This window comes from Sphingobium sp. TCM1, from assembly GCF_001650725.1.
Taxonomy (GTDB): domain Bacteria; phylum Pseudomonadota; class Alphaproteobacteria; order Sphingomonadales; family Sphingomonadaceae; genus Sphingobium.
Genome location: NZ_LXVX01000011.1, coordinates 83,512 through 107,860, shown reverse-complemented (window position 1 = coordinate 107,860; position 24,349 = coordinate 83,512). Strand labels below are relative to the sequence as shown.

The window sequence follows — 24,349 nt, the reverse complement described above, 5'->3', positions numbered from 1 at the left end:
ATGTGGAATGTCCGCAAGAGCGAGCAGCTCATCACGCCGGAGCCGGTCGAGGTCGACGGACCGCCGCCGGCCGCCGCGCTCGCCGCCGTACCGGCGGAGCCTTCCTTCTCCGACCGGATGATCGCGCTCAAGGTGAAGATTCACCGGCTGCTGCTTGACCGGATCAACCTGGCCCTGCTCGACAAGATGTCGCGCGAGCAGATCGTCAAGGACGTGTCGGAAATCGTGGCCGAACTGCTGCAAGCGGAAGGCGAAGTCCTCAATCGCAACGAGCGGGCGCTGCTGTGCAACGACGTGCTCGACGAACTGCTCGGCCTCGGGCCGCTCGAGCCGTTGCTGAAGGACGAGACGATCACCGACATATTGGTCAATGGCTGCGAATCCGTGTTCGTCGAGCGTTATGGCCTGTTGGAGCGCACCGCCACCCGGTTCCAGGATGAGCGCCACCTGCTGCGCATCATCCAGAAGATCGTCACCGCAGTAGGTCGGCGTATCGACGAATCCTCTCCGTTCGTGGACGCCCGGCTGGCCGACGGATCGCGCGTGAACGCGATCGTGGCGCCACTGGCAATCGACGGATCGCTGCTGTCGATCCGCAAATTTTCCAAAAAGCCGATCAGCATGGAACGGATGATCGAGCTGGGCAGCATTCCCGCGTCCATGGCGACCGTGCTGAAGGCGATCGTCGCCGCGCGGCTCAACATCATCATCTCGGGCGGCACCGGTTCGGGCAAGACCACCATGCTGAACGCGCTGTCATCCCATATCGACGAACGCGAGCGGATCGTGACGATCGAGGATTCGGCCGAGTTGCAGTTGCAGCAGGATCATGTCGCGCGCCTGGAAACCCGCCCGCCCAATATCGAGGGCCGCGGTGAAGTGACCCAGCGCGATCTCGTCAAGAACGCATTGCGGATGCGGCCTGACCGGATAATCCTGGGCGAGTGCCGGTCGGGCGAGGCATTCGACATGCTGCAGGCGATGAACACCGGCCATGACGGGTCGATGACCACCGTCCACGCCAACACGTCGCGCGATGCCCTGTCGCGGATCGAGCAGATGGTCGGCATGAGCGGCATCGACATCTCCGCGCGATCCACGCGCAGCCAGATCGCAAGCGCGATCAACGTCGTGCTGCAAGTAGGGCGCCTGAGTGACGGGCGCCGCAAGATACTCTCCCTATCCGAAGTGACGGGGATGGAGGGCGAGGTCATCACCATGCAGGATATTTTCCGCTTCAAGATGGCCGGCCGCGATGCGGACGGTCGGGTCGCCGGCCATTTCGAGGCGACCGGCATCCGGCCCAAATTCATGAACATCCTGGCGGCGCACGGCATTGAAATCGATCCGTCCGTGTTCCGCCCGACGACGCAGTTCGACATGCCATGACCCCGCTCCTGCTCCGCCTGGCGATTCTGATCGCGGTTTTCGCGACCGTCTTCCTGCTGTCGCAACTCGTGATGAGCATCATCCTCAATCGGCGGGCCGAACTGGGCACGGTGAACCGGCGAATGTCCATGCTGCGAACGGGGCAGGATCGCGACGCGGTCCGCACCGCGCTGCTCAAGAATGCGCCGCCCACGGTCGCGCCGGATGCACCCTGGTGGCAGCGGCGCCATGTCGGCCTGATCCGCATGGTGATGATGTCCGGCATTTCGATGAGCGCGCGCAACCTGCTCGTCGGATCGGGAATTGCGTCGATCACGTTGTTCGTCCTGATGTTTCTGCTGGTGGCCGGACGTTTCAGCCTGACTATCGGCGTGGTGCAACTGATCGCGATCATGTCCGTCATCATGGGCGCGGGCCTGCCGCTGATGGTCATCAGCCACCGCGCGCAGCGGCGGCGCAAGCGGATGCAGGATCAATTCCCCAATGCGCTCGACATCTTCATCCGGTCGCTGCGCGCAGGGCATCCGATCGCGTCTGCCATAGATTTGATCACCCAGGAAATGCAGGACCCGATCGGCAGCGAATTCGGCCTGGTCGCAGATGAAGTCTCCTATGGCGCGGAATTGAACGACGCGCTGTTCGGCATGGCCGAACGATGGGATCTGGAAGATATCCGCATGTTCGTCGTGTGCGTGGCGGTCCAGTCCGAAACCGGCGGAAATTTGGCGGAAATCCTGGAAAATCTTGCGCGCGTGATCCGCGACAGGGCCAATCTGTTCCTCAAGGTCCGTGCGCTGAGTTCCGAAGGGCGCATGACGGGCTGGATGCTGACGGTGCTTCCCGTGTTCGCCTTCACCGTGTTGTTTACCTACAACCCCGGCTTCTATCTGGATGTCGCTCAGGACCCGATCTTCACCATCGGCTTCCCCATGCTGATCGGGCTCTATGCGATCGGGGTCTTTTCGATCCGCCGACTAACGGACCTCAAGGTGTAGCATGATCGACCTCATCGCCTCCAACCCCTTCCTGCGCGTCGCCATTCTGGGCGGGCTGTTTCTGGTCGTGGTCAGCCTTTGCCTGGTCGCGATCCGGGTCCAATCCCAGCGCAGCGGCGTCCGCCGTGAATTGCGGTCCATCGCGATAGGCAGCGGCGGGCAGGTCAGCGCGCCAACGCTGCTGGGGCGCCAGAACGACGCTCTCACCCGAATGATCGACCGGATCGAGCGCGCCGGGTTGAACCTGGCCGACACCAAGTCGGACGTGCTGCGCGAGCGAATGGTGGCGGCCGGATTTGAATCTCCTGCCGCACCCCGTCTCTTCACGCTCATTCGCCTCATACTGGTCATCCTGCTGCCGACGGCGCTTGTCATGATCACCCTGATGGCCGGCAGCTCGCTTTCCTTCACGAAGCTATACCTGTTCGGGTCCATTTCTGCGGTGGCCGGGCTTTATCTGCCCGCTCTGGTGGTACGGGCAAAGGCCGACCGGCGGCGCGAAGCGATCATAAACGGGTTTCCCGACAGCCTGGACCTGATGCTCGTATGCGTCGAAGCCGGTCTGGGACTGGAGGCCGCGATCGATCGGGTCGGCCGGGAAATGGTGAACTCGCAGCCCCTGGTCGCGCGGATGCTGACGACCGCGACGATGCAGTTGCGGGCCGGTGCTTCGCGAGAAACCGCGCTGCGCCGGATGGCCCAGGCGACAGGCGTGGAGGAAATCCGCTCCTTCGCCGCCCTGCTGATCCAGTCCGACAAGCTGGGTTCCAGCATCGCCGCAACACTGCGGGTCTATGCCGCCGAAATGCGCGAAAAACGCCGTATGCGGGCGGAGGAGAAAGCGCATCGAATCCCGGTGCTGATCTCCATCCCGCTCGTCACCTGCATGTTGCCGGTCATGATCGGCGTGCTGATGCTCCCGGCTTCCGTGCAGATCGCCCGTCAACTCTTGCCAGCAATGCAGGGCAGCAGATGAATAGTAACGCTCCTCTTCCGAAAATCATCGCCGGTCTGGCGCTGGCTGGCGCGCTGAGCGGCTGCTCGCTGATCCGGCTGCCCCTTTTCGGCCATCGGCCCGCTGCGAAGCCACCCGCCATCGTGACCGCCCCCCTTCCCACCGGAGATGCCGACACCCAGGAAGGACGGCGGCTGCTGGCAGACGGACAGCCGGGTGCGGCCATCGCGATATTGCAGCGCGCGCTTGGCCGCGGCGAGCCGGTCGCACCTGCGATCAACGCGCTCGGCATCGGCTATGCACGGATCGGGCGCCTGGACCTGGCCGAACGCTATCTGTCCGAAGCCGCGTCGCTCGATCCCGCCGATACCCGCTATGCCAATAACCTGGCGATCATCGTTCAAGCGCGGGAAGCGCGGGAGCGTGCGATGGAACTGACACGAGAGAGGGATGCGATGCGCGCCGCCGCCGTCAGGATTCCTGCGCCGCCGGCTCTCCCGGGTCGACTGGAGCGAATCTCCAGACTGGAAGTCAAGATCATCACCGCACCCGCGCAGGCCGCGCCGCTCTACAGATCCGCGCTTGTCGCCAACGTCGCAACGCCATCCCGGCCCATCGGCGCCAACCCCGGTCTGACGGTCAAGATCATCACCGCGCCGACGCAGGCCGCTCCGATCGCCCGATCCACCCCCGCCGGTACAGACGGCACCGCATTGGCCAGCGCCGCCACACCACGCCTTCCGGCCACCCGGTCCATGGAGCGGGCGCGATGATCGCCCTTCTTTCCCTGCCTCAGCTTATCCTGTTGCTGAGCGGCGCGTTCGCGTCCTGGAGCGACGTCAGCACGCGCCGGATTCCGAACTGGCTTTGCCTCCTCACCTTCCTGCTCGCAATCGCCGCAACCGCCTATCTGCAAGGAGCTTGGGTGGCGGGCGATCACTTGCTTCACGCATTCGCCGCACTGGCGGTGGGCATGGCGCTGTTCGCACTGAAGGCGGTCGGCGGAGGCGATGCGAAATTCTACGCGGCCGTCGCGGCATGGTTCCCCCTGGCGGACGCGTGGCGGCTGTTCGTGCTGGTCAGCTTCAGCGGACTCCTGCTGCTGGCGGTGTGTTTCGCGGTGCGCCGGATGCGGGGACTTCCCCTGCGACGGCAAAGCCAGGGGATGGACGGCATTCCGTATGGCGTGGCGATTGCGGTGGGCGCGATCGCCCTGGCGAGCATGGGATATGGATCATGATCGACTTCGCAGCCACGCACGATGACAAGTCCCATCGCATGACTGGTCTGCTCGCTTTGATGATGCGGACCATGATGGCTTTTTTGCGCTGTCGAAGCGGGGCGGTGAGCCCGATGATGGCGCTTCTGTTGCTTCCCATTTCAGGCGCCATCGCCATCGGGGTCGAGCAGGGCCAATGGTATTATTTCCAGCGCTCCATGCAAAATGCAGCCGATGCGGCCGCCATAGCCGCCGCTGTCAATAACAACAGCAGCGGCACAGGCAGCGGATACCAGGCCGAAGCCGCGGCGACCGCTGCCAAGTTCGGCTATGTCAACGGCACCAACGGCGCGTCGGTGGCAACGACGATCGTGACCTGCCCGACGGGTACGGCAGTGGGAGCCACCTGCTACCAGACGGCGATCTCGACTGTCGTACCCGTCAGTTTTTCCGCCTTGATCGGATTCCAGGGCAACACGACCTACGGAACGGGCCGGGGTCAGATCATTCCGGTGGCCGCGATCGCTACATCATCGGGAGCGGGCCATAATTATTGTCTGTGGTCATTGTCGACTGCCTATAATTCCTTCACCAGCAATGGCGGCCCCAAGCCCGACCTGCAAGGATGCAGCATCCTGTCGAACGGCGGCGCGACCTGCAACGGGCATGACCTGGGCGCCGATTTTGGCGATGCCGTCCTGACCAACAGCGGATGCGGGGAAACCCAGACGTCCGGTGTGACAGCGCCACCCGACCCCTATGACGCTCTCAAGTCCAACATCCCGGCGGACACATGCAGTTCCTATCCGCAGGGTGCGAAAGTGCGCGGCACCTGGACCGTTCCAACGACTAACCAGCTTTCCGGCTCGAAGAGTTGGACCGGCAATCAGCAACTATGCGGCGACATTCAATTGACCGGCGACGTGACGCTTACCGGCAGCGAGACGACCATCATCATCCGTAACGGAGTGCTCGACCTCAACGGCAGGACGATCAAGACGGCGAGCGGAGCAACGGCAACGATCGTCTTTTCCGGCACGGCGGGGAGCTATCTTCATTATCCCACCGATAATTCAGGTTCGACTTCCGGCAAGATCGATATCCAGGCACCTACTTCCGGCCCCTGGTCGGGCATCGCCATGTATCAGGACCCCGCGCTGACCAGCGGAACCAGCTTCACCTACACCGGCAACAGTCCCGCGTGGGAGATCACCGGCCTTGTCTACCTGCCCAAGGCGGACGTGACATTCAGCGGCATAGTGAACAAGAGTTCCAACGGCTCTTCCTGCTTCATGCTGATCTCCTACACGATCCTGGTGAACGGGACGGGCACTATTTTCGCCAATAACAGCGGCTGCGAGACGGCCGGGCTCGACCCGCCGTCCTCGGGCGGCTCCACGGTGACGAGGCTGGTGCAATGACAGGGTTGCTTCCCCTGTTCCGGCGGTTCCGTGCCCACCGACGCGGCAGTGTCGCGGTCGAAATGGCGCTGTGCTTCCCGATCATCGGGTTCGTTTCGCTGAACATCATGGACCTGTGCGTCTATATCTTTTCACGAATGCAGACCGAATTGGCGGCGCAGGCGGCGGTGGGCAAGGTGCGCAACCTGTGCCCCGACGCAAAGCTGCCCGCCACCTATCCCACTGGCAATTGCAGCGCCACCTTGTCCACGGACATGGCGGCGGCGGCGCAGGCCACATCGCTGGGATCGTCGGTTACGCTCAATACGCCGACCGAAGCCTATTATTGCGCGGATGATAGCGGCGGCCTGCAACTGGTCGCGGCAATCGACGCCACGCCGCCCGCTGATTGCAGCACGGTCGTCACCGGAAGCACCCAGGCGCCGGGCGACTATATCTCGGTAACGGCCAGCTACACCTATGTTCCGTTCGCACCCGGATTGACCATCATGTCCGCGTTGTCGACGAATATCCAGCAGACCGCATGGATGCGCCTCAAATGACCAACCTGTTGCCTCGTCTTGCCCATTTCCTGCGCATTTTCGCACGGACGGAGTCCGGAGCGACGGCCGCCGAGTTCGCTCTCGTCCTGCCGCTCTTCCTGACGACCGTTTTCTCCACCATTTACCTGTCCTTTCTGCTGGGCGCCGTCATCAGCCTCCATGCAGCCACCGAGCAGGCCGCGCGGTGTCTCGCGGTCAACATATCGGGGACATGCACCAGCGCCAATCTCGATACCTATGCCAAGACGCTATATCAGGGCCCGGCGATTGCGGGCCTGGCCTTCACCCTGACAGAACCGGCCTGCGGGAAGCAGGTAAGCGGCAACGGGACTTTCACCCTGTTCACCGGAGCCGGATCGATCAGCGTGCCACTTTCGGCAAGCGCATGTTACCCGGTCATCTGAGGCCCATGAACCGATAGCCCTTGGACGACCGCGGCACGTTCGTTCCGGGCACTGGTGCCGCTTGAGATGTCTTTGATAGAGATTTCAATCAATATGCAGCAGTAAGAATACAGCACCTATAGACCCTGGAGTTCGGACAATACCGATACGGATCGCGTGACGAACTTCAGATGCCGGTTCCTAACATACGGCGGCATTGACGGCGAGGCCACCCAGACTGGTCTCCTTATACTGGGATTTCATGTCTTCGCCTGTCTGGCGCATCGTTTCGATCACCGCGTCCAGGCTGACATGGTGGGCGCCATTGCCGCGCAACGCGAGATAGGCGGCGTTGATCGCCTTGACCGCGCCCATGGTATTGCGTTCGATGCAGGGAATCTGGACGAGGCCCCCGATGGGATCGCAGGTCAGGCCAAGATTATGCTCCATGCCGATTTCCGCAGCATTTTCGATCTGTGCGTTGGAACCGCCCATAGCGGCCGCCAGCGCCGCCGCCGCCATGGAACAGGCAACTCCGACTTCGCCTTGGCACCCCATCTCCGCCGCCGAGATGGAGGCATTCATCTTGTAGAGCATCCCGATCGCCGCCGCGGTATACAGCATGTATCGGGCGCCGCGATCGTCCGCTCCGGTAATGAAATGGCGATAATAGCGGATGACCGCGGGCAGGACCCCGGCTGCGCCATTGGTGGGCGCGGTGACGACGCGGCCGCCGGCGGCATTTTCTTCGTTGACGGCCAGCGCCCACAGGCTCGTCCATTCGAATGCGGCTGCGGGATCGGATATGGCTTTCTGCCGCTGAAGATCCTTGTAGATTGCGCCCGCACGCCGGGGCACGCGCAGCCCGCCGGGCAACAGCCCTTCGGCCCGCAATCCTCGATCAATGCAGGAGTCCATGACTGCCAGAATATGGCCGGCAAGAGCATCGCTCTCTTCTGCGGAACGCCAGGCGCTTTCATTCTCCCGGACGATATCCCCAGGGCCAAGGCCGGTCCTGCGGCCGATTTCCAGCAGGTCTGCCCCGGACGAAAAGGGAAAGCGCAGCGTCACGGGACGGGCGGCGCCCTCGTCGGCCTCGCCGATCACCGCCCCGCCGCCGATCGAGAAATAGCGTTTCTCGATCGTCGTGCCGTCCGGCAACCAGGCGATGAAACGCAGGCCGTTGGGATGTTCGGGCAGGAACTGGGGATCAAAGCGCAGATCGCTGCTCTCGCAAAAGGCGACCGATTGCCGGCCACCCAGCGCCAGGCATTTACCCCGCCGGATCGTTGCGACGATGTTCGCAATCTCGTCAGGGTCGACGCAATCGGGTGTCCAGCCGGAAAGCCCCAGCAGTACGCCGACATCGCTCAAATGCCCCCTGCCGGTCAACGCCAGCGAGCCGAAGAGCGTGCATTCGATCCGTGCCGGGCGCAGGTACGAACGCGCCAGAAATTCGGCAAAGCGCCAGGCCGCACGCATCGGTCCGACGGTGTGAGAACTGGATGGTCCGATACCGACCGCGAACAGGTCGGCCAAGCCCAGAGCGCGCGTACTGCGGGCACGCGCAGGCGCGGGCAGATCGCCAAGCAGATGGTCCATGATGTCACTCCCACGCACGGGCGCGCCGGCCCGCGTGCGGAGGCGGCATTCCGCCTCCGCATAGATCAGCTTTTCCGGATGACCGTACTGCCTATTTCGGCTGCGCAGCATCCAGCACGGAGAGAGTCAGGACCGTCACCCCCGTGCGGATTGCCGAGACGGGATCGGGCGCGAAATAGGGGGAGTGATTGACCGGCAGTGGTGCGCCGCGCTTCTCGTAGTCAGCGATCATGTCTGGGGAGAATGATCCGATAGCGATCATGACCGATGGCACCCCCGCATCGATGAAGACGGAAAAGTCCTCGCTCGCCGCCCCGCCCGGCGCGCTGGCGGGCGCGACTTCCACCTTGTCGCCCCAGATGGGCGTCAGGATGGCGCCCAGGCGGCGGATCATCGCGGGATCGTTGACCACGGCCGCGGTGCCGCTGAGATAGTTGATCTCCGGCGCGGGCGCGCCCGCCATGTCCGACACCGCCTTTGCCGTGCGGCGCACGCCATCGTTCAGTATTGTGCGATTGGCCGCCGAGAAGGACCGCAGCGACAGTTTCAGGTTTGCCGAATCCGGGATGATGTTGCCCACCGTCCCCGCATTGAAGGCTCCAACGGTAATCACGCCGAACGCACCGGCATCCTTCTCGCGGCTGATGACCGTCTGGACATCGGAAACGAAATGCGCGCCCATGACCACCGGGTCGATCGTCGCCGACGGCATGGAGCCATGGCCGCCGCGCCCCTTGAAGATGATTTCCAGCGCGTCGGAGGCGGAGGTGCTGACGCCTTCCTTCAGCTTGATGCTGCCGGCCGGAAACGGGCCGACATGCGCGGCGAAGCCGATGTCGGGCTTGGGGAAACGCTCGAACAGCTTGTCGTCGAGCATCGCCTTCGCACCGCCCACCGTCTCTTCGGCCGGCTGGCCGACAAACATCAGCGTGCCCTTCCAATGATCCTTCATCGCCAGCAGCGCCTGCGCCGTGCCGACCCACCAGGTCATGTGGGCGTCATGACCGCAGCTATGTGCTGTCGGCTGCGGCTTGCCGTCCACTATTTCCTGATATTTGCTGGCATAGGGCAGCCCTGTCTTTTCCTGCATCGCCAGGCCGTCGAGTTCGGTGCGGACCAGGATGGTCGGCCCGTCCCCGTTGCGATAGAGCGCGACGATGCCGGTCTTGCCGACGCCTTCCGTCACCGTGAAGCCGAGCTTGCGCATCCGGTCGGCCAGCAATTTGGCCGTGCGAACTTCATGGAACGCCGTTTCGGGATGGGCGTGGATATCCTTGTAGAGCGCTTCCAGGCCGGGATAGTCCCGATCCAGCGTCGCGTCGATCTGCGCTTTCGCCTTCTGCGCGTCGAATGCGCCCGCCTGGGCAGCGGCGGGGCTGAGCGCGAGCGCCAGGGCGGCGGGCAGGAATGAAATATGGGTTTTCATCGGCTTTGACCTCTTGTGAATCATGATGTTCATGGCTGGCGAAACGGCCAGCCTGGCGGCCGGACTCCGGCATTTGCTACCCTGCATCCGCAATGTGCAGCAAAGGCCGGAGCGGTCAGAGCCAGCGGCATCAGTGCCGCCAGCGATCTGCCCCATCAGAAGCTGACGCGCGTGTTGATGCCGATGGTGCGGGGCGGAATGCTGTACACCAGCCGATCGTAGCCGAGGCCGCTCGCGGCGCCCGTCAGTCCGACTTCGTTGGTCAGATTCTGTACGAACAGATAGATGCCCCGATCCTTGCGCTCGATGCCGGTGCGCAGGTTCACCGAACTATAGTTACCGTAGCTTTCATAATAGGGATTGGTAGTGGGGCCAAAGCCGTTCGCCATGTCGCCGGTATAGGCATAGTCGGCGCGGAGCAGGCCATCATAATCGGCGAACAGAGGCCAGGAATAGGATGCCGTTGCCGATGCGCTCCATTTCGGGACGTTGGGCAGGCGATCGCCCTTCAGGCCCGTCGACCCCGTCACCTGAAGCGCCGAATTGCTCTGATCCTCGGTCAGTTTCGCGTCCGAATAGCCCGCCGCCAGCGTAAGCGAAAGGCCCTGGAGCGGACGCACGGTCAGGTCAGCCTCACCGCCGCGGATGCGGGCCTTGCCGGCATTGGTGATGAAGGAAAACAGCCCATCCGCGGTGCGCGCCGCCGTCTGGATATTCTTCCAGTCGATCTGGAACAGGGCCAGGTTGAAGGTGACGAGATTGTCGAACAGGGTCGACTTTACGCCCGCTTCGTAATTCCAGAGGCTGTCGGGCGCATAGATAACCAGGCCGCCCGGCAGGCTTGGGATATTGTTCGCCCCGCCCGGCCGGAAGCCCTTGGATGCCGTCACATAAGCCATGACGTCGCGCGAGAACTTGTAATTGACGTTGAACTTCTCGATCCAGCCCTTCGCCTTGGCGGTCACCGCGCTGTAAGGAGTGACCGCGGACGCGGTCAGCGGGCTGGCCAGCGTCGCTTCGCCTGCGGTCGTCTTGGTATAGTCATAGTAGCGCGCGCCGGCGGTGAAGGTCAGGCCGCTCAAAGGTTCGAGCGACACCTCGCCAAAGGCCGCCTTCTGCGTCAGCTCGGTCGAGACATAACGGTAGCTGAGATCCTGAAGCGGCAGATAGGTCGCTCCGGTCAGCGGATCGGCCAGCGAGACATGGCTGTCGATATAATCTTCGCGCTTTTCGTAGAAGGCGCCGATCGCCCAGTTGAACGGCCCCTTGTTGGTCGACGTCGCGCGCACTTCCGCCGTCTTGGCCTTGAGATAGGCGGGCTGGTAGCCGATCGCGGGCAGGCTGTTCAGCCCGGCATTGCGGTACGCGGTCAACTGAGCGCTGGAGCAAGCGCTGGCGAGCGAGAAATAGCTGCGGCACGCGGCCGGACTCTGCGACAGCGCGTTGACTGGCGGGGTGAAATCCAGCGTGCGCAGGATATCATATCTGTACAAGGAGCCCGTCGCGGTCAGCGTGACGCCCGGCAGTTCCCAATCGTAGGCCAGATTATACAGTTGCAGCTTGCTGTTGAACGGCAATTGCAGCGGCGATTGCGCCTTGTAACGGCCAGCCGCTTCATACCATCCCTGCTGGTCGTCGGCCTCCGTTTCCTGGTAGATGACGGTGCCGGTCAGGGTCATGTCGGGACGCGGGGTGAAGGCCAGCAGCGCGCGGATGCCCTTCGATGTGCTGTCATTGACATTCTTGGTGCCGAAGGTGACGTTGTCGATATAGCCCGGACGCTTCTCCTGATAGGCGGACACGCGCAGCGCCAGCACATCTTCGATCAGGGGTTCGTTGATCATGGCCTTCATGAAATAGCCCATCGACCCGCCCTTGGTCGTGGTGATCTGGCTTTCCATCGCCGCTTCGCGCTTGCCCGCGTCGGGCTTGTTGAAGATCAACCGCAGCGTGCCAGCCATCGAGGAGGAGCCATAGAGCGTGCCCTGCGGTCCACGCAGCACTTCCACGCGCTCGACGTCGAACAGGTTGAGGTCGGCGGCATTGTTGCCCGCGTCCTGGGTCGTGCCGCTGGGGCCGGTGATGGGCACTTCGTCGAAATAGAGGCCCACGGTCGCTTCGCCTGCGGCGTTGATGCCGCGGATGCTGATCCGGCTCGACCCGATCTGCCCCTGACTGAGGTTGAGGTTGGGAATCGCGCGGAAATAATCCTGGAGGCCCGTAGCGCCCATCTTGACCAGCCCCTCGCCACTGATCGCGGCGATGCTGAGTGGCGCTTCCTGAAGCGTCGAGCTGCGACGCAGTGCGGTCACGACGATTTCGCCGCCATCTTCGCTTGCAGCCTGCGGCGCGGACTGGGCGATGGCAGGCGAGGCGACGATGGCGATCATGGCACAGGTGGCCGCGCCACGGAGGCCGTTCTTCAGAATTAGGCTACGCATGATGTCCCCTTTGTGAGCTTTTGCCTCTTGTTCTTCCTGACGATGATTTGACGTGGACGTGTCGGCGCGACGCAAAGCCATCCCGGCGGCGCAATCGCCTGCGATTGCGCGTGTTTTCCGATCCGATCTTGCCTGAACGCTGCCGTCCTGGGGCTGAAGACGCGACGCCGCGCAGCCACCTCACCGCAGCGCGCAAAAATTTGTGCGGTGCGTTTGCTAGAAGTTTGCGGCCAGCGCGACGCCTGCCGTCCGGGCCGGATTCCGGCTGACCGCGCCGGTTTCGAACGACCCGCTGCTGGCCCAGATGCGCCCACGCGCATCGGTCAGATTGTCGATGAACAGCGACGCGTCCCATCGCCCGGTTTCGATCGAGAGGCGCGCGTCGACGGTGCCCGTTCCTCCGATCGACAGGTCGTTGGGATCGTCCCGCCGGAATGCGGAATGATGGCGGCCCAGATACCGTCCGGTGACGTCCGCTCTCAGCCGGGTTGCGGAGGACAGCGACCAGCTGTGCATGATCGACCCGGACAGCACCCAGGGTGCAACATAGGGCAGCTTGTCCCCGGTCCGTCCGGGCGTCGTCGCCAGATCGGTAATCTGGTCCGATGACAGGCGGGCGTCGGTATAGGTGGCTTGCAGTCGTGCGGTGAGGCTGGCTGCCGGCCTGATCGTCAGCCCGATTTCCGCGCCCTTGATCCGGGCATTGCCGATGTTGGTGATGAGCGCGAAGGCGCCGTTGCGGCTGGCGGCGGCATATTGCATGTCGGTCCAGCGCTGCCGATAGGCGGCCAGGTCGATTTCCATCGCTGCGTCCAGCAGCGAGAGGCGCGAGCCCGCCTCGATGCTCGCGATGCGGTCGTCGCGGTAAACAGCGAGCCGCGGGTCGAGCCCCGGTATGATGTTTATGCCGCCGGGCCGGAAGCCGCTGGCGAACTGGCCGTAGAGCAGCACGCCACTCAGCGGGCGATAGTCCGCGCGCAGGCGCGTGACGGTTCCCGACGCACTGTAGCGGTCGCTGAACCCATAGGCTGCGTCATAGGGTTCGGTCACGATATTGCGGATGACCGTCTCGCCAGCGGCCGAGCGACGATAGTGGAAGAACCGACCGCCGCCGGTCACGTCCAGCTTGTCGGACAGGCTCCAGCTGGCATCGACATAGCCCGCGAACTGATCCAGCCGCCCCGAAAAGCGGCGAAGGCCGAAGGCGGGTTGGTCCAGCGTCAGGCCGGTGGCGCGTTCGGCCTGCCGCACCGCGCTCGACCCCTCGTCCCGGCGCCGGCTGAAAAAGGCGCCTGCCGTCCAGCTCAAACGCCCGGTGTTGGACAGGCGCAGTTCGGCCGTCGTCGCGCCGACCTTGAGCGGCTGGTCGAGGATGGCGGGAACATGGGCGTCGATATAGCCGTTCCACCGTGCCAGTTCGGCATCCGAACAGGCCGGCGCCGAACGCCCGAAGAGGTTGGCGCAATCGGTCCTATTGTCCTTCTGCGACAGGAGAACGTTGGTCAGGTTGAAGGTTCGCCGCGTTGTCCATCGGTAGCGGGACACCGACAGGTCGACGGTCGCGAGATCGGTTTCGCCATGCAGAGCCGCCGACGCCATTGCGAAAATGCCGCGAAAGGGAAGGCGCACCGGGCGCGTGGTTTCATCCTGCCCAGCGACGAGGCTGGCCTGGCCTGCGTCCCGATAACGGCTGCGCTGATAGGCCGCGCCCAGTGTCAGCCGCCAGCCATTCCCGTCCGCGAAGCGCAGGGCCAGCCGCCCGCCGGTTTCCACCCGATCGTCCAGGTCGCGCCCCTTCAGCGCCGGATTGTCAATCGTGCCACCCCGCGTGCGACGATAGAGAAGGGCGCGTGCGGCGATCCGGTCCGCCAGGATCGGCACGTTCATCCACGCGGACGTGAACAGGTCGGGGTCGCCATTGGACCGGAAGCCGGACGACGATTCGATGCGCCCTTCCATCTTGTCGAGCGCGGGCTGGGCGAACAGGATGCGAACCGTCCCGGCAAGCGATCCCGCGCCATAGAGCGTGCCCTGCGGGCCACGCAGCACCTCGACCCGGTCGACATCGACCATGAGCAGATTGGGCGTCATGAAACCGGGATCTGACGTGGACCCACTCGGCCCCGCGACGGGCGTGTCGCCATAATAAAGGCCGACGCTCGCCTCCCCCGCGCCATAGACGCCGCGCATGGACAGCCGGTCGAGCCCCGTACCCAGATTGGTGAGCGTCAGGCTCGGCGCGAGCGTGGCGATATCGCCAAGGTCGGTGGCGCCGCTGCGCCGCATGTCGCCGCGGGTGATCGCCACGATGCTGGCCGGCGTGTCGCCCAGCAGCATCGGGCGGCGCAGCGCGGTCACGACGATGGGCTGGCGCTCGTCGGGTGCGGCGGGCGCAGGCGGGGCGTCACGGCGCTCGGCTGGCCTCCGTTCGATCAGGAAGGTATTTCGCCCGATCCGGCGGTGACGCAGGCCCGATCCCGCCAGCAGCACGCCCAATGCCTGCTCCAGCGGCATATTTCCGACAGCCGCTGGCGGCGCGGTCCGGCCCGCGACCATTTCGGGACGAAAGAGGATGGACCCGTTCTTGTGCAACGCCAGCCGCCGCAACGCGCCGCCAAGCGCTTCCCGTTGCTGTCGCGCAGGCGCCGCCTCGGCCACGGCTGGCCCGGTCACGATCGCCCCCAGGGTAAGGGCCAGTGCCATGCGACATGAAACGTCTTGCATCATCGATATTGAAATCGGCACCCCGCTTGCCTTCGCCCTGCGTTATCGAATAGTCCTGCGCGCTGCAATACGACGCCTGCTCTTCGACGGGATCCGCCCGTCCGCAGGCGCGAGAGGCCGATCATTGGTTCGCGACAGGTTGAACAGTCTGGAAGCCGATTTCGCACCGCATGTCCCTGCGCTGCGCAACTGGCTCAGCGGCCAACTGCGCAACAGCAGCGACATCGACGACGTTGTCCAGGACATCTGGCTCCGCCTGTGCGGCCGCGACGAGGGGCAGAAGCCGATCGACAATGTCCGGTCCTACATGTTCCAGACAGCTCGCAGCGTCCTGGCTGATCGCCACCGCCGGGCGAGCGTCCGGCTGGCGGACCGGCACCAGGAGCTTACGGAATTTGACCATCCGGTTGAGGAGGTGACGCCCGAACGCGTCCTCATGGGCAAGCAACAGGTTCTGACCGTCAGCCAGAGGATCGCCATGCTGCCCGAACGGACGCGGGACATATTCCTGCTCAATCGCTTCGACCAGATGAGCTATCGCGACATTGCGCAGGCCATGGGCCTGTCGGTCAGCGCCGTGGAAAAACATATGATGAAGGCATTGCGGTTTCTGATGAATGACGAAGGCGAAGCCAATGGCTGACGATCGGGACGATGCGATCGCCGCTTTTGTCCGGGCGCGCGCCGATCCGGCCGCTGGCGATGGGACGGCGGAGGGTGAAGTCGCTCGCTTCTGGGCCGACCTGGACGGGGCTGCGGCCGATCCCGCGCTCCAGGCCATGCTGGCGGGCGCCCGCAGCCGCCTCGGCGACGCCACCGTGGTGCCGTTGCGCCGTCGCATCAGGGCGCCGCTCATCACCGCGCTCGCGGCCAGCCTCCTGGCCGCGATCGGCATCGGCGGCTGGTTTGCGTTCCATCAGCATCCGGCCACGCCCGTCGCCGCGTCCCAGATGCTGACCAATGGCGCGGCCGCCCCGCGCACCTTCCGGCTGGCTGATGGTTCGGCGGTGACGCTGGACGCGCAGACCGCCCTCGAAGTGCCTGCCTGGACCGGCGAACGAAGGGTCGCCCTGATCCGAGGGCGCGCCTTTTTCAAGGTCGTCCACGACAGCGCACATCCCTTCGTCGTGATGGCGTCGGGTAATCGCATCATGGATCTGGGAACGGCCTTTTCGGTTGGAACCGACGGCAGCGCTACCGTCGTGATCCTTGTTGAAGGCGCCGTTCGCGTCCAGACCGCGCGCGCCGCCGCCATCGACCTCAAGCCCAACGATGCCCTTACGCTTCCGACGTCCGGTTCCTACCGCCTGGCAAACATTGATGCGGCTGCGCAAAATGAATGGCGCGACGGGCGGATCACGTTCGACAATCAACCCGCTGCGGTCGTCCTCGAACGAATGAACCGCTATTTTGCGAATGATATCACCCTGGCCAATCCATCGGATGGACAAATGGCGATAAGCGGGACGTTCCGGCTGGATGAGCGGACCGATGTCCTGCGCGCACTGACCGCGATGGGTTTGCGAACGACCACCCCCGAACATGCCAGCGGCTCTTAGACTGGCGCCCAGGCTGCGCTGATATCGAACACCGGGCGCCGATCCCTGACCAAAAAGGGGGTTTTCCAATATCCCCTAACGGATCGCGTCGGGATTGCTCACGAACACCGATCGGGCGTGCGACAGCTCTCGAAAACCGTGAACGCCCTTGTAGCGCCCGATGCCGCTGCCGTTGACGCCGCCGAAAGGCAGGCGGGTTTCAAGATAATGCATGACGACATGATTGACGGTAACGCCGCCCGATGTCGTCCGCATCAGCAGATCGTCGACAAAGCTTGCCTCGTTGCTGAAGATATAGGTCGCCAGCGGCTTTCCGGTCTTATCGATCTGCGCGACGATCTGGTCCGGGTCGTCATAGCCGATGACCGGCAGCAACGGGCCGAAAATTTCATCCTGCATGATGCGCGCATCCATGGGAACATCCACCAATAGGGTGGGATGGATGGTCAGTTCATCGCGATCACCGTTTCCCCCCCTGGCAATATGCGCGCCGCGTGCCGTCGCATCGTCGATATAGGCCATGACCCGGTCGAAATTGCGCGCATCGACCAGACGAGACAGTCGGTCGCGCTGGAGCGCTCCATCGACATAGAATATCTTGTCGATAATGGCGGACGCGATCGCAACGAAATGTGGCACCTGCGCACGGGGCACCCAGACATGATCGACCGCCAGGCACAATTGGCCGGCATTGGTGAACCGGGCGCCAACGCATTTGCCCGCCGCGTCGGTCAGATCATAGCCCGGCCCGATGACGGCAGGACATTTTCCGCCCAGTTCCAGCGTTACCGACGATAAATGCCGGGCAGCCGCGGCCATGACCCGCTTGCCCACGGCGGGACTGCCAGTGAAGAAGATGTGGTCAAAGGGCAGTTCCTGCAGCGCCTCGGCCACCGAGACACCGCCTTGGAAGACTGCTACTTCGCGCACATCGAAACAGTCTGAGACGATCTTCGCGACAATCTCGGAGGTCGCGGGCTGCAATTCATTGGGCTTGATGATGCAGCTGTTGCCCGCCGCGATGATGGGCACGAGGGGGGAGAAGACCAGCGCGAAGGGGAAATTCCAGGGGCCCAGCAACAGCACGCTTCCTCTGGGCTCATAACGGATGAAGGTGCGGTTGCCCGCGAATTTCGGCGAGGGCTCGATCACTTCATCCGCCATCCAGCCCTGCAATTGCTCGATAGCCTCGTCGATGTCGTGCAGCACCGACTGGATTTCGGAATTGGTGATGCCGGCCAGCGCCTTGCGCAGATCGTCGTGCAGGGCGCGATCAATCGCGTCGGCATGGGCGATGATGCTCGCGCGCAACCGCGAGAGCCGATCGACTCGATCTGCCGCAGACGATCGCTTGAGCACGGGAAGATGCGCGCGTTGCGCTTCAAACACGCCCTTCATCGCCGCCTGGCCATCATCCAACTCGGTCATTTCACCTTCTGCTCCAGCATTTTTACCGACTTCGCCGGCTATGATTGATACGATATTGAATTATGTATCACTTACCTGATATGATGAGCAAGACCGTTTCTCGATCATGAGGCATATATGAACATTGGCGACGTCGATCTCACCAACCCCGATTCCTTCATCGAGGCGGTTCCCTTCGATTATTTCCGGTTCCTGCGCGAACAGGCGCCGCTCACCTTCTCGCCGCGAGCGAGCGATGGCGGCTTCTGGAATGTCGTGCGCTACGCCGACATCACCGCTATCGAAAAGGATGTCGAGGGCTTCACCTCGCGCACCAATGTCAGTCCGATGGACACGTCCGAAGCGCAACTGGCCAATACGATCGACAATTCGATCATCCTGACCGACCCGCCCCAGCATGGCTTCCTGCGCGGCTCGATCCGCGACGCTTTCGTGCCCAAGGCGGTGAAGCGGCTTGAGGAGTCGATGAAGGTTTACGCCCGCAACGCGATCGATGCGGTGATCGAGACAGGCGCCTGCGACCTGCATGACGTCGCCGCCTATACCCCGATCGAGGTCGTCGCCGACATATTGGGTGTGCCCGCGCATGACCGGCCCAAGTTGTTCGAATGGGCCAATGCGATGTTCGGGCAGCTCGATCCCGAACTGTCGGACCATCAGCGCGCGACGCTGGGCGGCTTCCAGATGATGTCCTATGCCCGTCGAGTGACCCGGCGGCGGCGAGCGAAGCCGACCGACGATGTCTTTTCGATGATCGCCAATGCCGTGCGCGACGGGCGCCAGCTTACCGATATGGAAATGGGTGCCACCTTCATCGTGCTGGCTACGGCGGGCAACGAAACCACCCGCACCCAATATCTGCACGGCATGGCGGAGCTGATCGCCCGGCCCGATGTGATGGCGGAACTGCGCGCCGATCCCGCCCTGATTCCCAATGCCGTGGAGGAAATGCTGCGCTGGACCACCCCGGCCCTCGGCTTTGCACGCAAGGCCACGCGCGATCACGAGCTGCATGGCCAGACCATCCGGCAGGGCGAACGCGTGATGCTATGGTATGTCTCGGGCAACCGGGATGAAACAGTATTCCCCGACCCTGACAGTTTCGACATCCGCCGCGCGAACGCCGCCGCCAAACATCTCGCCTTCGGCGCGAGCGGTGGCATCCATCGATGTCTCGGCAGTATGCTGGCCAAGGCCGAGCTGAACGCCATGTTCACGGAATCGATCATGCGCCTGAACGACCTGCAACTCGATGGGCCGGTACGCCGTCTACGATCCAACTTCACCAATGGTATCAAGCATATGCCGGTCCGCTTTACCCCTGGACCGCGCTTGGGCGACAGCGCCGATATAGCCATGTATGCATCCCAGAATAATAGCGCCTCGATCGCGGCCGCAGCTTCGGCGGCGGCGGCGGCCGTCCAGCCGACCGTTGTCGAGAATCGCGACGACGGCATCCAGCTCGTGCCGATCGCGCGCGCCACTCTGAAGCTGGGCATCCCGGCCGTCATGCCGGGAACGCCCCGCGGGATGCGGATGATCGTCGATGTGGAGGATGCGCGGTGGGAAGGCGAGCGCCTGAAGGCAAGCCAGTTGTCGCAGCCATCCGGCGACTGGGCCGTCGTTTCGCCCGACGGCACGTTACAGGTCGATGTCCGCACGACGCTGGAGACCGACGACGGCGCCCTGATCTATGTGCGGTACGAAGGACGGTCGGATTATGGAAAGGCCGGAAATTCGCCCATTATCGTTGCGCCTCTGTTTGAGACGGCCGATCCTCGCTATGCCTGGTTGAACAAGGTGCAGGCGATTGCGAAGGGCCGCGCAGCAAATATGGGCGTGTTGGTTTATGACATCTACGAGGTTCGCTGATCAGACCAGCGTGAACACCGGGTCGGACGGAGAAGCGGGCGGCACCATCGGCGGCATCGAGACCATTCTCGATGCCGCCGAGGCGGTCATACTTGACCTGGGCGTCGACAAGGTCACGATCGACGACATCGCGCGCGCGGCGGATATCTCGCGGGCGACATTGTACCGCCGCGTGGGTGGTCGAGAGGCGATTATAGGCACGATCCTGCGCCGCCATGCCGCCCCTTTTGTCGCGGAGACCGAAGCTGCGGTCGCGAGCGAGAAGAGCTTTCCCGCGCGAATCAAGGCAGGCATGATCCATGCGATCGAGGCTCTGCCGCGCTATCCGCTGCTTGCCCGCACATTTGGTGGCGGCCTGTCACCTTATAATCTTCGGATCGTGCGGCCTGTCTATCAGGAACTGGTCGATGCCTCTTTTCAGGCGCTGTTCGAAAATGCGCGGGCGGCAAAAGTCATTCCCGCCACGCTGGAACTGGCCGAACTTTCGGAATGGCAGATGCGCAATTTCCTGTATCTCGCCGCCGACGGGCCGCGCGGGCGTGACGCCTTGGAGCGCTATATCGATCAGTTCATCCTGCCGGTACTCATGTTCCCGGCGGACAATGAGGGCCTCGCCAGACAGACCGTCTTGCCCGACCAACCAGGGCCGCTCCCTGAAGAACTGGCCGCGTTGAACACTGCGCTGGACCGGGCCGGAGCAGAAATCCGGGCGCTCGCGGCCTTGGTCGCATCGTTGCGTGAACGAGCGGGTTCCTGACCGAAAGGCTCGCGCACGACAGTCAGTATCCCGCCGCGTCGGCCATGAAGCGCAGCGACCGTCCGCACCCATTGCCAGCCGGCACCAGTCCGACTAGCGGGACGCCCCCCCTGTCCCGCTGAGCCACAATTTTCGGGCAGGCTCAGCGCCCACCTTTGCCTATGGTCTCGTCAAAAAAGGTGAACGTCGCCTCCAGCGCCGCGCGCATGTCCGCTGCGGACTGATCGTCGGTCTTGGCCCGAAAACCGTGGAGCGAATGCGGGATCAGCAGGAGCCTGGAGGAAACGCCCGCGCCCTTGAGTGCCTTGTCCATTTCCACCGACTGGCCATAGGGAATATTGGTATCCCCCGTCCCGTGGACCAACAGCATCGGCGGATCACCGGCATCGACCAATGCGACCGAGTTGGCGGCCTTCATAATGTCGGCCGGGCACGACTGGATGGCACATCCCAGATAGCGCGACGCGGCCGATGTCGGCTCGTCGAAATTCGCGTCGCCGCCAGGGATGGCTTGCGCCCTGAGCGATTTGAAGTCGAACACCCCGTACCAGGCGACGGCGGCCTGGACGCAGTTGGAATAGCCGGCCAGCGGATCGGGCGGCGGGGTTGCGCCTTTGGGTGTGTAAACGGAAAAGACCGGATCGAGCGCCTTGACGCCACAGCTGACCGCTACATTGCCGGAAATATTGCCACCCGACGACCCCCCCCAGATGGCAAACCGGTTGACGTCGATATCATAGTTCGCCGCATTCTTGCGCAGCCACATGATCGCCGACTTGGCATCCTGCGTCGCTGCCGGAAACCCTGCCTCTTCGCGCAACCTGTGCTCGATCGAGGCAACGATATAGCCCCGCCGCGCCAGTGCCGCCATGGTTTGCAGGAAATGGCCGTGAAAATCCGGCTGCCGCTTGTTGCCGATCACCCAGCCCCCGCCATGGACATAGACGATCACCGGCCGCCCGGTCCTGGGCACGGGACGATCGGCGGGCGGGAGATAAAGGTCGAGCCGCAACGGCCGATAGCCATATTGCGTGGCGTAGGTCAGATCAGCGATCCCGCGCACACCCCCGTCGAGCGTGAAGGTCAGCGCCGGATAGGGCTGCGGCGCCTGTGGCGCTAGGGGATAGTCGACCGCCCCCGGCTGGACCGGCGCGGCGCCCGTCAGGGCAAGACCGGCCAAAAGCAGGAGCAGAGAGCGGAAACCCCGCATTCTTCGGATCATATATGTCCCCATGGAAAAAGGGCCGGAGCAGTGCTCCGGCCCCTCGTCCGATCAGAATTTGGTGCTGAGCTTGATGCCGTAGCTCGGCCGATCAGGCAGTGACACCGTGATGGCGTTGCGGGTGGTCGCTATGCCCGCGGCAGTATAGGTGGCGTAGGTACCCCGCGCCAGGCTGGTCGGCGTCTTGTTGTTGAAGATGTTGGTCCCGAACAGCTCGATCCGCTTGCCGTCCCATTCCGCGCCGACGCGCAGATTTACCGTCGCAGCCGGCGCCGTATAGGCCAGGTTCGCTTCGGTTTCATACTGTTTGCCGGTATAGATCACATCGCCGCGCACATAGGCGTCGAAGATGCCGATCTGCCGGCTGTAGGTGGCAGACGCGGTCCCCGTGATCTTGGGATAGAAGGGCAGTTGCGTGCCATAGGGGGTTCCATTGCCGGTCAGGGCGAAGGCATCCGAACTATAGGTGTTCAGGATTTTCGTGTCGGCGATGTTGAACGTGCCTTCGAGCAGCAGATTGTCGGTCGCCTTGAAGGTCGTCTCCAACTCGATGCCCTTGACCTCGACCCGGCCGCCCGGCGCGGTGATGACCACCGTTCCGTTGGTGACGCCGGTCGCCTGCGCCGCGGCATCGGTATAGATCGGGATGGCGCTGGGGATGCCGCGATCGGTCCATTTGCCATAATAGGCGGCAGCCAGGATCCGCACGCGATTGTCGAACAACTGCGCCTTGTAACCGAGTTCGCCCATCCACAGCTTTTCTTCCGGGATCACCCCCTGGACCGGCGATGCGGCGTCGATCTGCGCCTTCACGAAATCATTTTGCGCATAATAGACGCTGTTGAACGCGCCGGCGCGATTGCCCCGCGAATAGGAAGCATAGATGGACGAGCGCGTATCGGGCTTGAACTGCACGATGAAGCGCGGCGTGAACGCCTTGAACGTATGGGCGAGATAGGAGGTCGTCGTCGAGAAGGTCGTCTGCGACTGCTTGTCGATCTGGTAGCGACCCTCGGCCGAGATCGACAGGTTGTCCATGATGTCATAGGTCAGCGACCCGAAGGCGCTGTAGGTATTTGCTTCCGACAATCCGCGCGGCGTCGCCAGGACATAGCCGGTGGTGCCGTATGACGTCGTCAGATTGTCATATTCCAGATTCTGATAGTTGACGCCCAGAAGGAACTTCAGCGGCTTGTCCTGCGGGGACTGTACGCGCAATTCGACATATTTGTCCTCGTCCCGCGTATTGCCTTCGGTCAGCGAATAGACATAGCCCAGCCGACCGTTGGCGGCGGTCGCCGCGACATTGGGAATGCCGCGCAGGTCCGCACCGAACTGGGTCTGGAGGAAGCCCCATTTGTTGAGGCCGTAGGAGCCAAGCGCGCTGACGGTGAAGTCGCCCAGGTTCCAGTCCGCGGAAAGGCGGAATTGCCGCGCGTCGCGCTCCAGGCCCAGATGGTCCAGAAAGCCCTTCTTGTGCAGCAGCGTCCCGTTCTGGAGCGCGGTATAGGCGGTCGGCTCGATATATTGCGCCCAGGTGGCGCTGCCCATCGGCACGCTGCCCAGTTCGCCGCAGATATAATTGTTCGTGGCGCCGCCCGCAGCATTGCAATTATATTGATCCTGTCCGTAGCGCGCATTGGCGGGCAGGCCGTCGCTGTCGTTCCAATAGACGCCGAACAAACGGATTTTCAGATTTTCGGTCGGCTGGGCGAGCAGGCTGAGGCTGATCGACTTGGTGTTGCGTCGGCCCAGCCGCGTGTCGGAATAGACCGAATCCTTGTACTGGCCATCGGTATGATAAGCCCGCCCGCTCAAGCGGAATGCCAGCTTGTCGGCGATGATGCCGCCCTCGACGCTGGCGTTGAGGTCATAGCTGTTAAAGCGCTCATATTGGGCGCTGACGGTGCCGCCCCAGTCAAAGCCGGGCTCGCGCGTGATGAAGTTGACAGCGCCGGCAAAAGTGCCGCGCCCGAAAAAGGCGCTCTGCGGTCCCTTGACGACTTCGACCCGCTCGACATCGGTGACACCGGCGATGTTGCCGCCGCTGACCGGCGCGCCATCGACGAAGATGGTGACGTTCTGGCGGACGGACGACGCATTGTTCGGTACCATGCCGCGCATATTATATTGCTTGTAGCCACGGTCGTTGCGGCCGACCGACTGGTTCTGAAAACGAAAGCCGGGCGTGAAGGCGGCAAGATCCTGGACGTCGGTGATACCGCGCTTATCCAGTGCGTCGCCGGTCAGGGCCGTGATCGCAACCGGAACATCGGTCAAGGTTTCCTTAGACTTACGCGCAGTAACGACGATTTCACCAACACCGGACTGCTCATCGACTGGCTCAGTTTGAGAAAAAGCAACAGTCGGCAGAGCGACACCTGCAAGCAAGACAGCAATAACGCTTTTGATTT

General features: G+C 63.3%; 19 protein-coding genes. 12 read left to right on the top strand and 7 right to left on the bottom strand.

Annotated elements, in window-relative coordinates; all coding sequences use genetic code 11:
- Genes A7Q26_RS08115 through A7Q26_RS08080 form a run of 8 tightly spaced genes read left to right on the top strand, consistent with a single transcriptional unit; the run spans position 1 to position 6,925 of the window.
- On the top strand, positions 1-1,389 hold the full coding sequence (locus A7Q26_RS08115; protein ID WP_066858881.1) for a CpaF family protein: 1,389 nt from the start codon (positions 1-3) through the stop codon (positions 1,387-1,389).
- The gene (locus A7Q26_RS08110; RefSeq protein ID WP_066858880.1) at positions 1,386-2,384 is read left to right on the top strand and encodes a type II secretion system F family protein; all 999 of its coding nucleotides are present in this window, start codon (positions 1,386-1,388) and stop codon (positions 2,382-2,384) included. The genes A7Q26_RS08115 and A7Q26_RS08110 overlap by 4 nt, the downstream gene beginning before the upstream one ends.
- Position 2,385: 1 nt before the next feature.
- Positions 2,386-3,360, top strand: a complete 975-nt coding sequence (locus tag A7Q26_RS08105; protein ID WP_066858879.1) for a type II secretion system F family protein — start codon at positions 2,386-2,388, stop codon at positions 3,358-3,360.
- Positions 3,357-4,112 (top strand): hypothetical protein, encoded by a 756-nt coding sequence (locus A7Q26_RS08100; protein ID WP_066858878.1) that lies wholly within the window; start codon positions 3,357-3,359, stop codon positions 4,110-4,112. The genes A7Q26_RS08105 and A7Q26_RS08100 overlap by 4 nt, the downstream gene beginning before the upstream one ends.
- The gene (locus tag A7Q26_RS08095; RefSeq protein ID WP_066858877.1) at positions 4,109-4,579 is read left to right on the top strand and encodes an A24 family peptidase; all 471 of its coding nucleotides are present in this window, start codon (positions 4,109-4,111) and stop codon (positions 4,577-4,579) included. The genes A7Q26_RS08100 and A7Q26_RS08095 overlap by 4 nt, the downstream gene beginning before the upstream one ends.
- Positions 4,576-5,979: a TadE/TadG family type IV pilus assembly protein gene (locus A7Q26_RS08090; RefSeq protein ID WP_066858876.1), complete on the top strand. Its 1,404-nt coding sequence runs from the start codon at positions 4,576-4,578 to the stop codon at positions 5,977-5,979. The genes A7Q26_RS08095 and A7Q26_RS08090 overlap by 4 nt, the downstream gene beginning before the upstream one ends.
- A complete protein-coding gene (locus A7Q26_RS08085) occupies positions 5,976-6,521 on the top strand; it encodes a TadE/TadG family type IV pilus assembly protein (RefSeq protein WP_066858875.1) in 546 nt (181 codons plus the stop codon). Before A7Q26_RS08090 ends, A7Q26_RS08085 begins: the two co-directional genes overlap by 4 nt.
- Entirely contained in the window at positions 6,518-6,925 is a 408-nt protein-coding gene (locus tag A7Q26_RS08080; RefSeq protein ID WP_066858874.1) for a TadE/TadG family type IV pilus assembly protein, read from the top strand. The genes A7Q26_RS08085 and A7Q26_RS08080 overlap by 4 nt, the downstream gene beginning before the upstream one ends.
- Positions 6,926-7,105: 180 nt before the next feature.
- Here A7Q26_RS08080 and A7Q26_RS08075 read toward each other — a convergent pair whose 3' ends face one another.
- From A7Q26_RS08075 to A7Q26_RS08060, 4 genes are all read right to left on the bottom strand, one after another.
- Positions 7,106-8,506 (bottom strand): L-serine ammonia-lyase, encoded by a 1,401-nt coding sequence (locus A7Q26_RS08075; RefSeq protein ID WP_066859042.1) that lies wholly within the window; start codon positions 8,504-8,506, stop codon positions 7,106-7,108.
- Positions 8,507-8,597: 91 nt separating this feature from the next.
- Positions 8,598-9,932 carry an amidohydrolase gene (locus tag A7Q26_RS08070; RefSeq protein WP_066858873.1) on the bottom strand — a complete coding sequence of 445 codons (1,335 nt, stop codon included), beginning with the start codon at positions 9,930-9,932 and terminating at the stop codon, positions 8,598-8,600.
- 155 nt (positions 9,933-10,087) lie between these two features.
- Positions 10,088-12,373, bottom strand: a complete 2,286-nt coding sequence (locus A7Q26_RS08065; RefSeq protein WP_066858872.1) for a TonB-dependent receptor — start codon at positions 12,371-12,373, stop codon at positions 10,088-10,090.
- Positions 12,374-12,589: 216 nt separating this feature from the next.
- The gene (locus tag A7Q26_RS08060) at positions 12,590-15,076 is read right to left on the bottom strand and encodes a TonB-dependent receptor domain-containing protein (protein ID WP_066858871.1); all 2,487 of its coding nucleotides are present in this window, start codon (positions 15,074-15,076) and stop codon (positions 12,590-12,592) included.
- Positions 15,077-15,221: 145 nt separating this feature from the next.
- On the opposite strand from A7Q26_RS08060, the gene A7Q26_RS08055 reads away from it, so the two are divergent.
- Together A7Q26_RS08055 and A7Q26_RS08050 are read left to right on the top strand one after the other, a co-directional pair.
- On the top strand, positions 15,222-15,740 hold the full coding sequence (locus tag A7Q26_RS08055; protein ID WP_232313726.1) for an RNA polymerase sigma factor: 519 nt from the start codon (positions 15,222-15,224) through the stop codon (positions 15,738-15,740).
- Positions 15,733-16,656: a FecR family protein gene (locus A7Q26_RS08050; protein WP_066858870.1), complete on the top strand. Its 924-nt coding sequence runs from the start codon at positions 15,733-15,735 to the stop codon at positions 16,654-16,656. Before A7Q26_RS08055 ends, A7Q26_RS08050 begins: the two co-directional genes overlap by 8 nt.
- Before the next feature lie 75 nt (positions 16,657-16,731).
- Here A7Q26_RS08050 and A7Q26_RS08045 read toward each other — a convergent pair whose 3' ends face one another.
- Positions 16,732-18,084: an aldehyde dehydrogenase family protein gene (locus tag A7Q26_RS08045; protein ID WP_066858869.1), complete on the bottom strand. Its 1,353-nt coding sequence runs from the start codon at positions 18,082-18,084 to the stop codon at positions 16,732-16,734.
- Between the two features lie 117 nt (positions 18,085-18,201).
- Here A7Q26_RS08045 and A7Q26_RS08040 point away from each other — a divergent pair, with 117 nt between their 5' ends.
- Together A7Q26_RS08040 and A7Q26_RS08035 are read left to right on the top strand one after the other, a co-directional pair.
- Complete coding sequence (locus tag A7Q26_RS08040) at positions 18,202-19,956, top strand: cytochrome P450 (RefSeq protein WP_066858868.1); 1,755 nt, start codon at positions 18,202-18,204, stop codon at positions 19,954-19,956.
- Positions 19,934-20,713, top strand: a complete 780-nt coding sequence (locus A7Q26_RS08035; RefSeq protein ID WP_084439034.1) for a TetR/AcrR family transcriptional regulator — start codon at positions 19,934-19,936, stop codon at positions 20,711-20,713. The genes A7Q26_RS08040 and A7Q26_RS08035 overlap by 23 nt, the downstream gene beginning before the upstream one ends.
- A gap of 142 nt (positions 20,714-20,855) precedes the next feature.
- Here A7Q26_RS08035 and A7Q26_RS08030 read toward each other — a convergent pair whose 3' ends face one another.
- Both A7Q26_RS08030 and A7Q26_RS08025 read right to left on the bottom strand, forming a co-directional pair.
- Complete coding sequence (locus tag A7Q26_RS08030; protein WP_198162876.1) at positions 20,856-21,935, bottom strand: alpha/beta hydrolase; 1,080 nt, start codon at positions 21,933-21,935, stop codon at positions 20,856-20,858.
- A 51-nt stretch (positions 21,936-21,986) separates the two neighbouring features.
- Positions 21,987-24,215: a TonB-dependent receptor gene (locus tag A7Q26_RS08025; protein ID WP_066858865.1), complete on the bottom strand. Its 2,229-nt coding sequence runs from the start codon at positions 24,213-24,215 to the stop codon at positions 21,987-21,989.
- Between the last annotated feature and the right edge of the window lie 134 nt (positions 24,216-24,349).

Excerpts from the sequence above, each read along its gene's own strand:
- A7Q26_RS08085 (WP_066858875.1), top strand. The coding sequence starts at position 5,976 with ATGACAGGGTTGCTTCCCCTGTTCCGGCGGTTCCGTGCCCACCGACGC.
- A7Q26_RS08070 (WP_066858873.1), bottom strand. The coding sequence starts at position 9,932 with ATGAAAACCCATATTTCATTCCTGCCCGCCGCCCTGGCGCTCGCGCTC.
- A7Q26_RS08100 (WP_066858878.1), top strand. The coding sequence starts at position 3,357 with ATGAATAGTAACGCTCCTCTTCCGAAAATCATCGCCGGTCTGGCGCTG.
- A7Q26_RS08105 (WP_066858879.1), top strand. The coding sequence starts at position 2,386 with ATGATCGACCTCATCGCCTCCAACCCCTTCCTGCGCGTCGCCATTCTG.
- A7Q26_RS08080 (WP_066858874.1), top strand. The coding sequence starts at position 6,518 with ATGACCAACCTGTTGCCTCGTCTTGCCCATTTCCTGCGCATTTTCGCA.
- A7Q26_RS08060 (WP_066858871.1), bottom strand. The coding sequence starts at position 15,076 with ATGGCACTGGCCCTTACCCTGGGGGCGATCGTGACCGGGCCAGCCGTG.
- A7Q26_RS08115 (WP_066858881.1), top strand. The coding sequence starts at position 1 with ATGTGGAATGTCCGCAAGAGCGAGCAGCTCATCACGCCGGAGCCGGTC.
- A7Q26_RS08110 (WP_066858880.1), top strand. The coding sequence starts at position 1,386 with ATGACCCCGCTCCTGCTCCGCCTGGCGATTCTGATCGCGGTTTTCGCG.
- A7Q26_RS08050 (WP_066858870.1), top strand. The coding sequence starts at position 15,733 with ATGGCTGACGATCGGGACGATGCGATCGCCGCTTTTGTCCGGGCGCGC.
- A7Q26_RS08030 (WP_198162876.1), bottom strand. The coding sequence starts at position 21,935 with ATGATCCGAAGAATGCGGGGTTTCCGCTCTCTGCTCCTGCTTTTGGCC.
- A7Q26_RS08090 (WP_066858876.1), top strand. The coding sequence starts at position 4,576 with ATGATCGACTTCGCAGCCACGCACGATGACAAGTCCCATCGCATGACT.
- A7Q26_RS08040 (WP_066858868.1), top strand. The coding sequence starts at position 18,202 with ATGAACATTGGCGACGTCGATCTCACCAACCCCGATTCCTTCATCGAG.
- A7Q26_RS08075 (WP_066859042.1), bottom strand. The coding sequence starts at position 8,506 with ATGGACCATCTGCTTGGCGATCTGCCCGCGCCTGCGCGTGCCCGCAGT.
- A7Q26_RS08035 (WP_084439034.1), top strand. The coding sequence starts at position 19,934 with ATGACATCTACGAGGTTCGCTGATCAGACCAGCGTGAACACCGGGTCG.
- A7Q26_RS08065 (WP_066858872.1), bottom strand. The coding sequence starts at position 12,373 with ATGCGTAGCCTAATTCTGAAGAACGGCCTCCGTGGCGCGGCCACCTGT.
- A7Q26_RS08095 (WP_066858877.1), top strand. The coding sequence starts at position 4,109 with ATGATCGCCCTTCTTTCCCTGCCTCAGCTTATCCTGTTGCTGAGCGGC.
- A7Q26_RS08045 (WP_066858869.1), bottom strand. The coding sequence starts at position 18,084 with ATGACCGAGTTGGATGATGGCCAGGCGGCGATGAAGGGCGTGTTTGAA.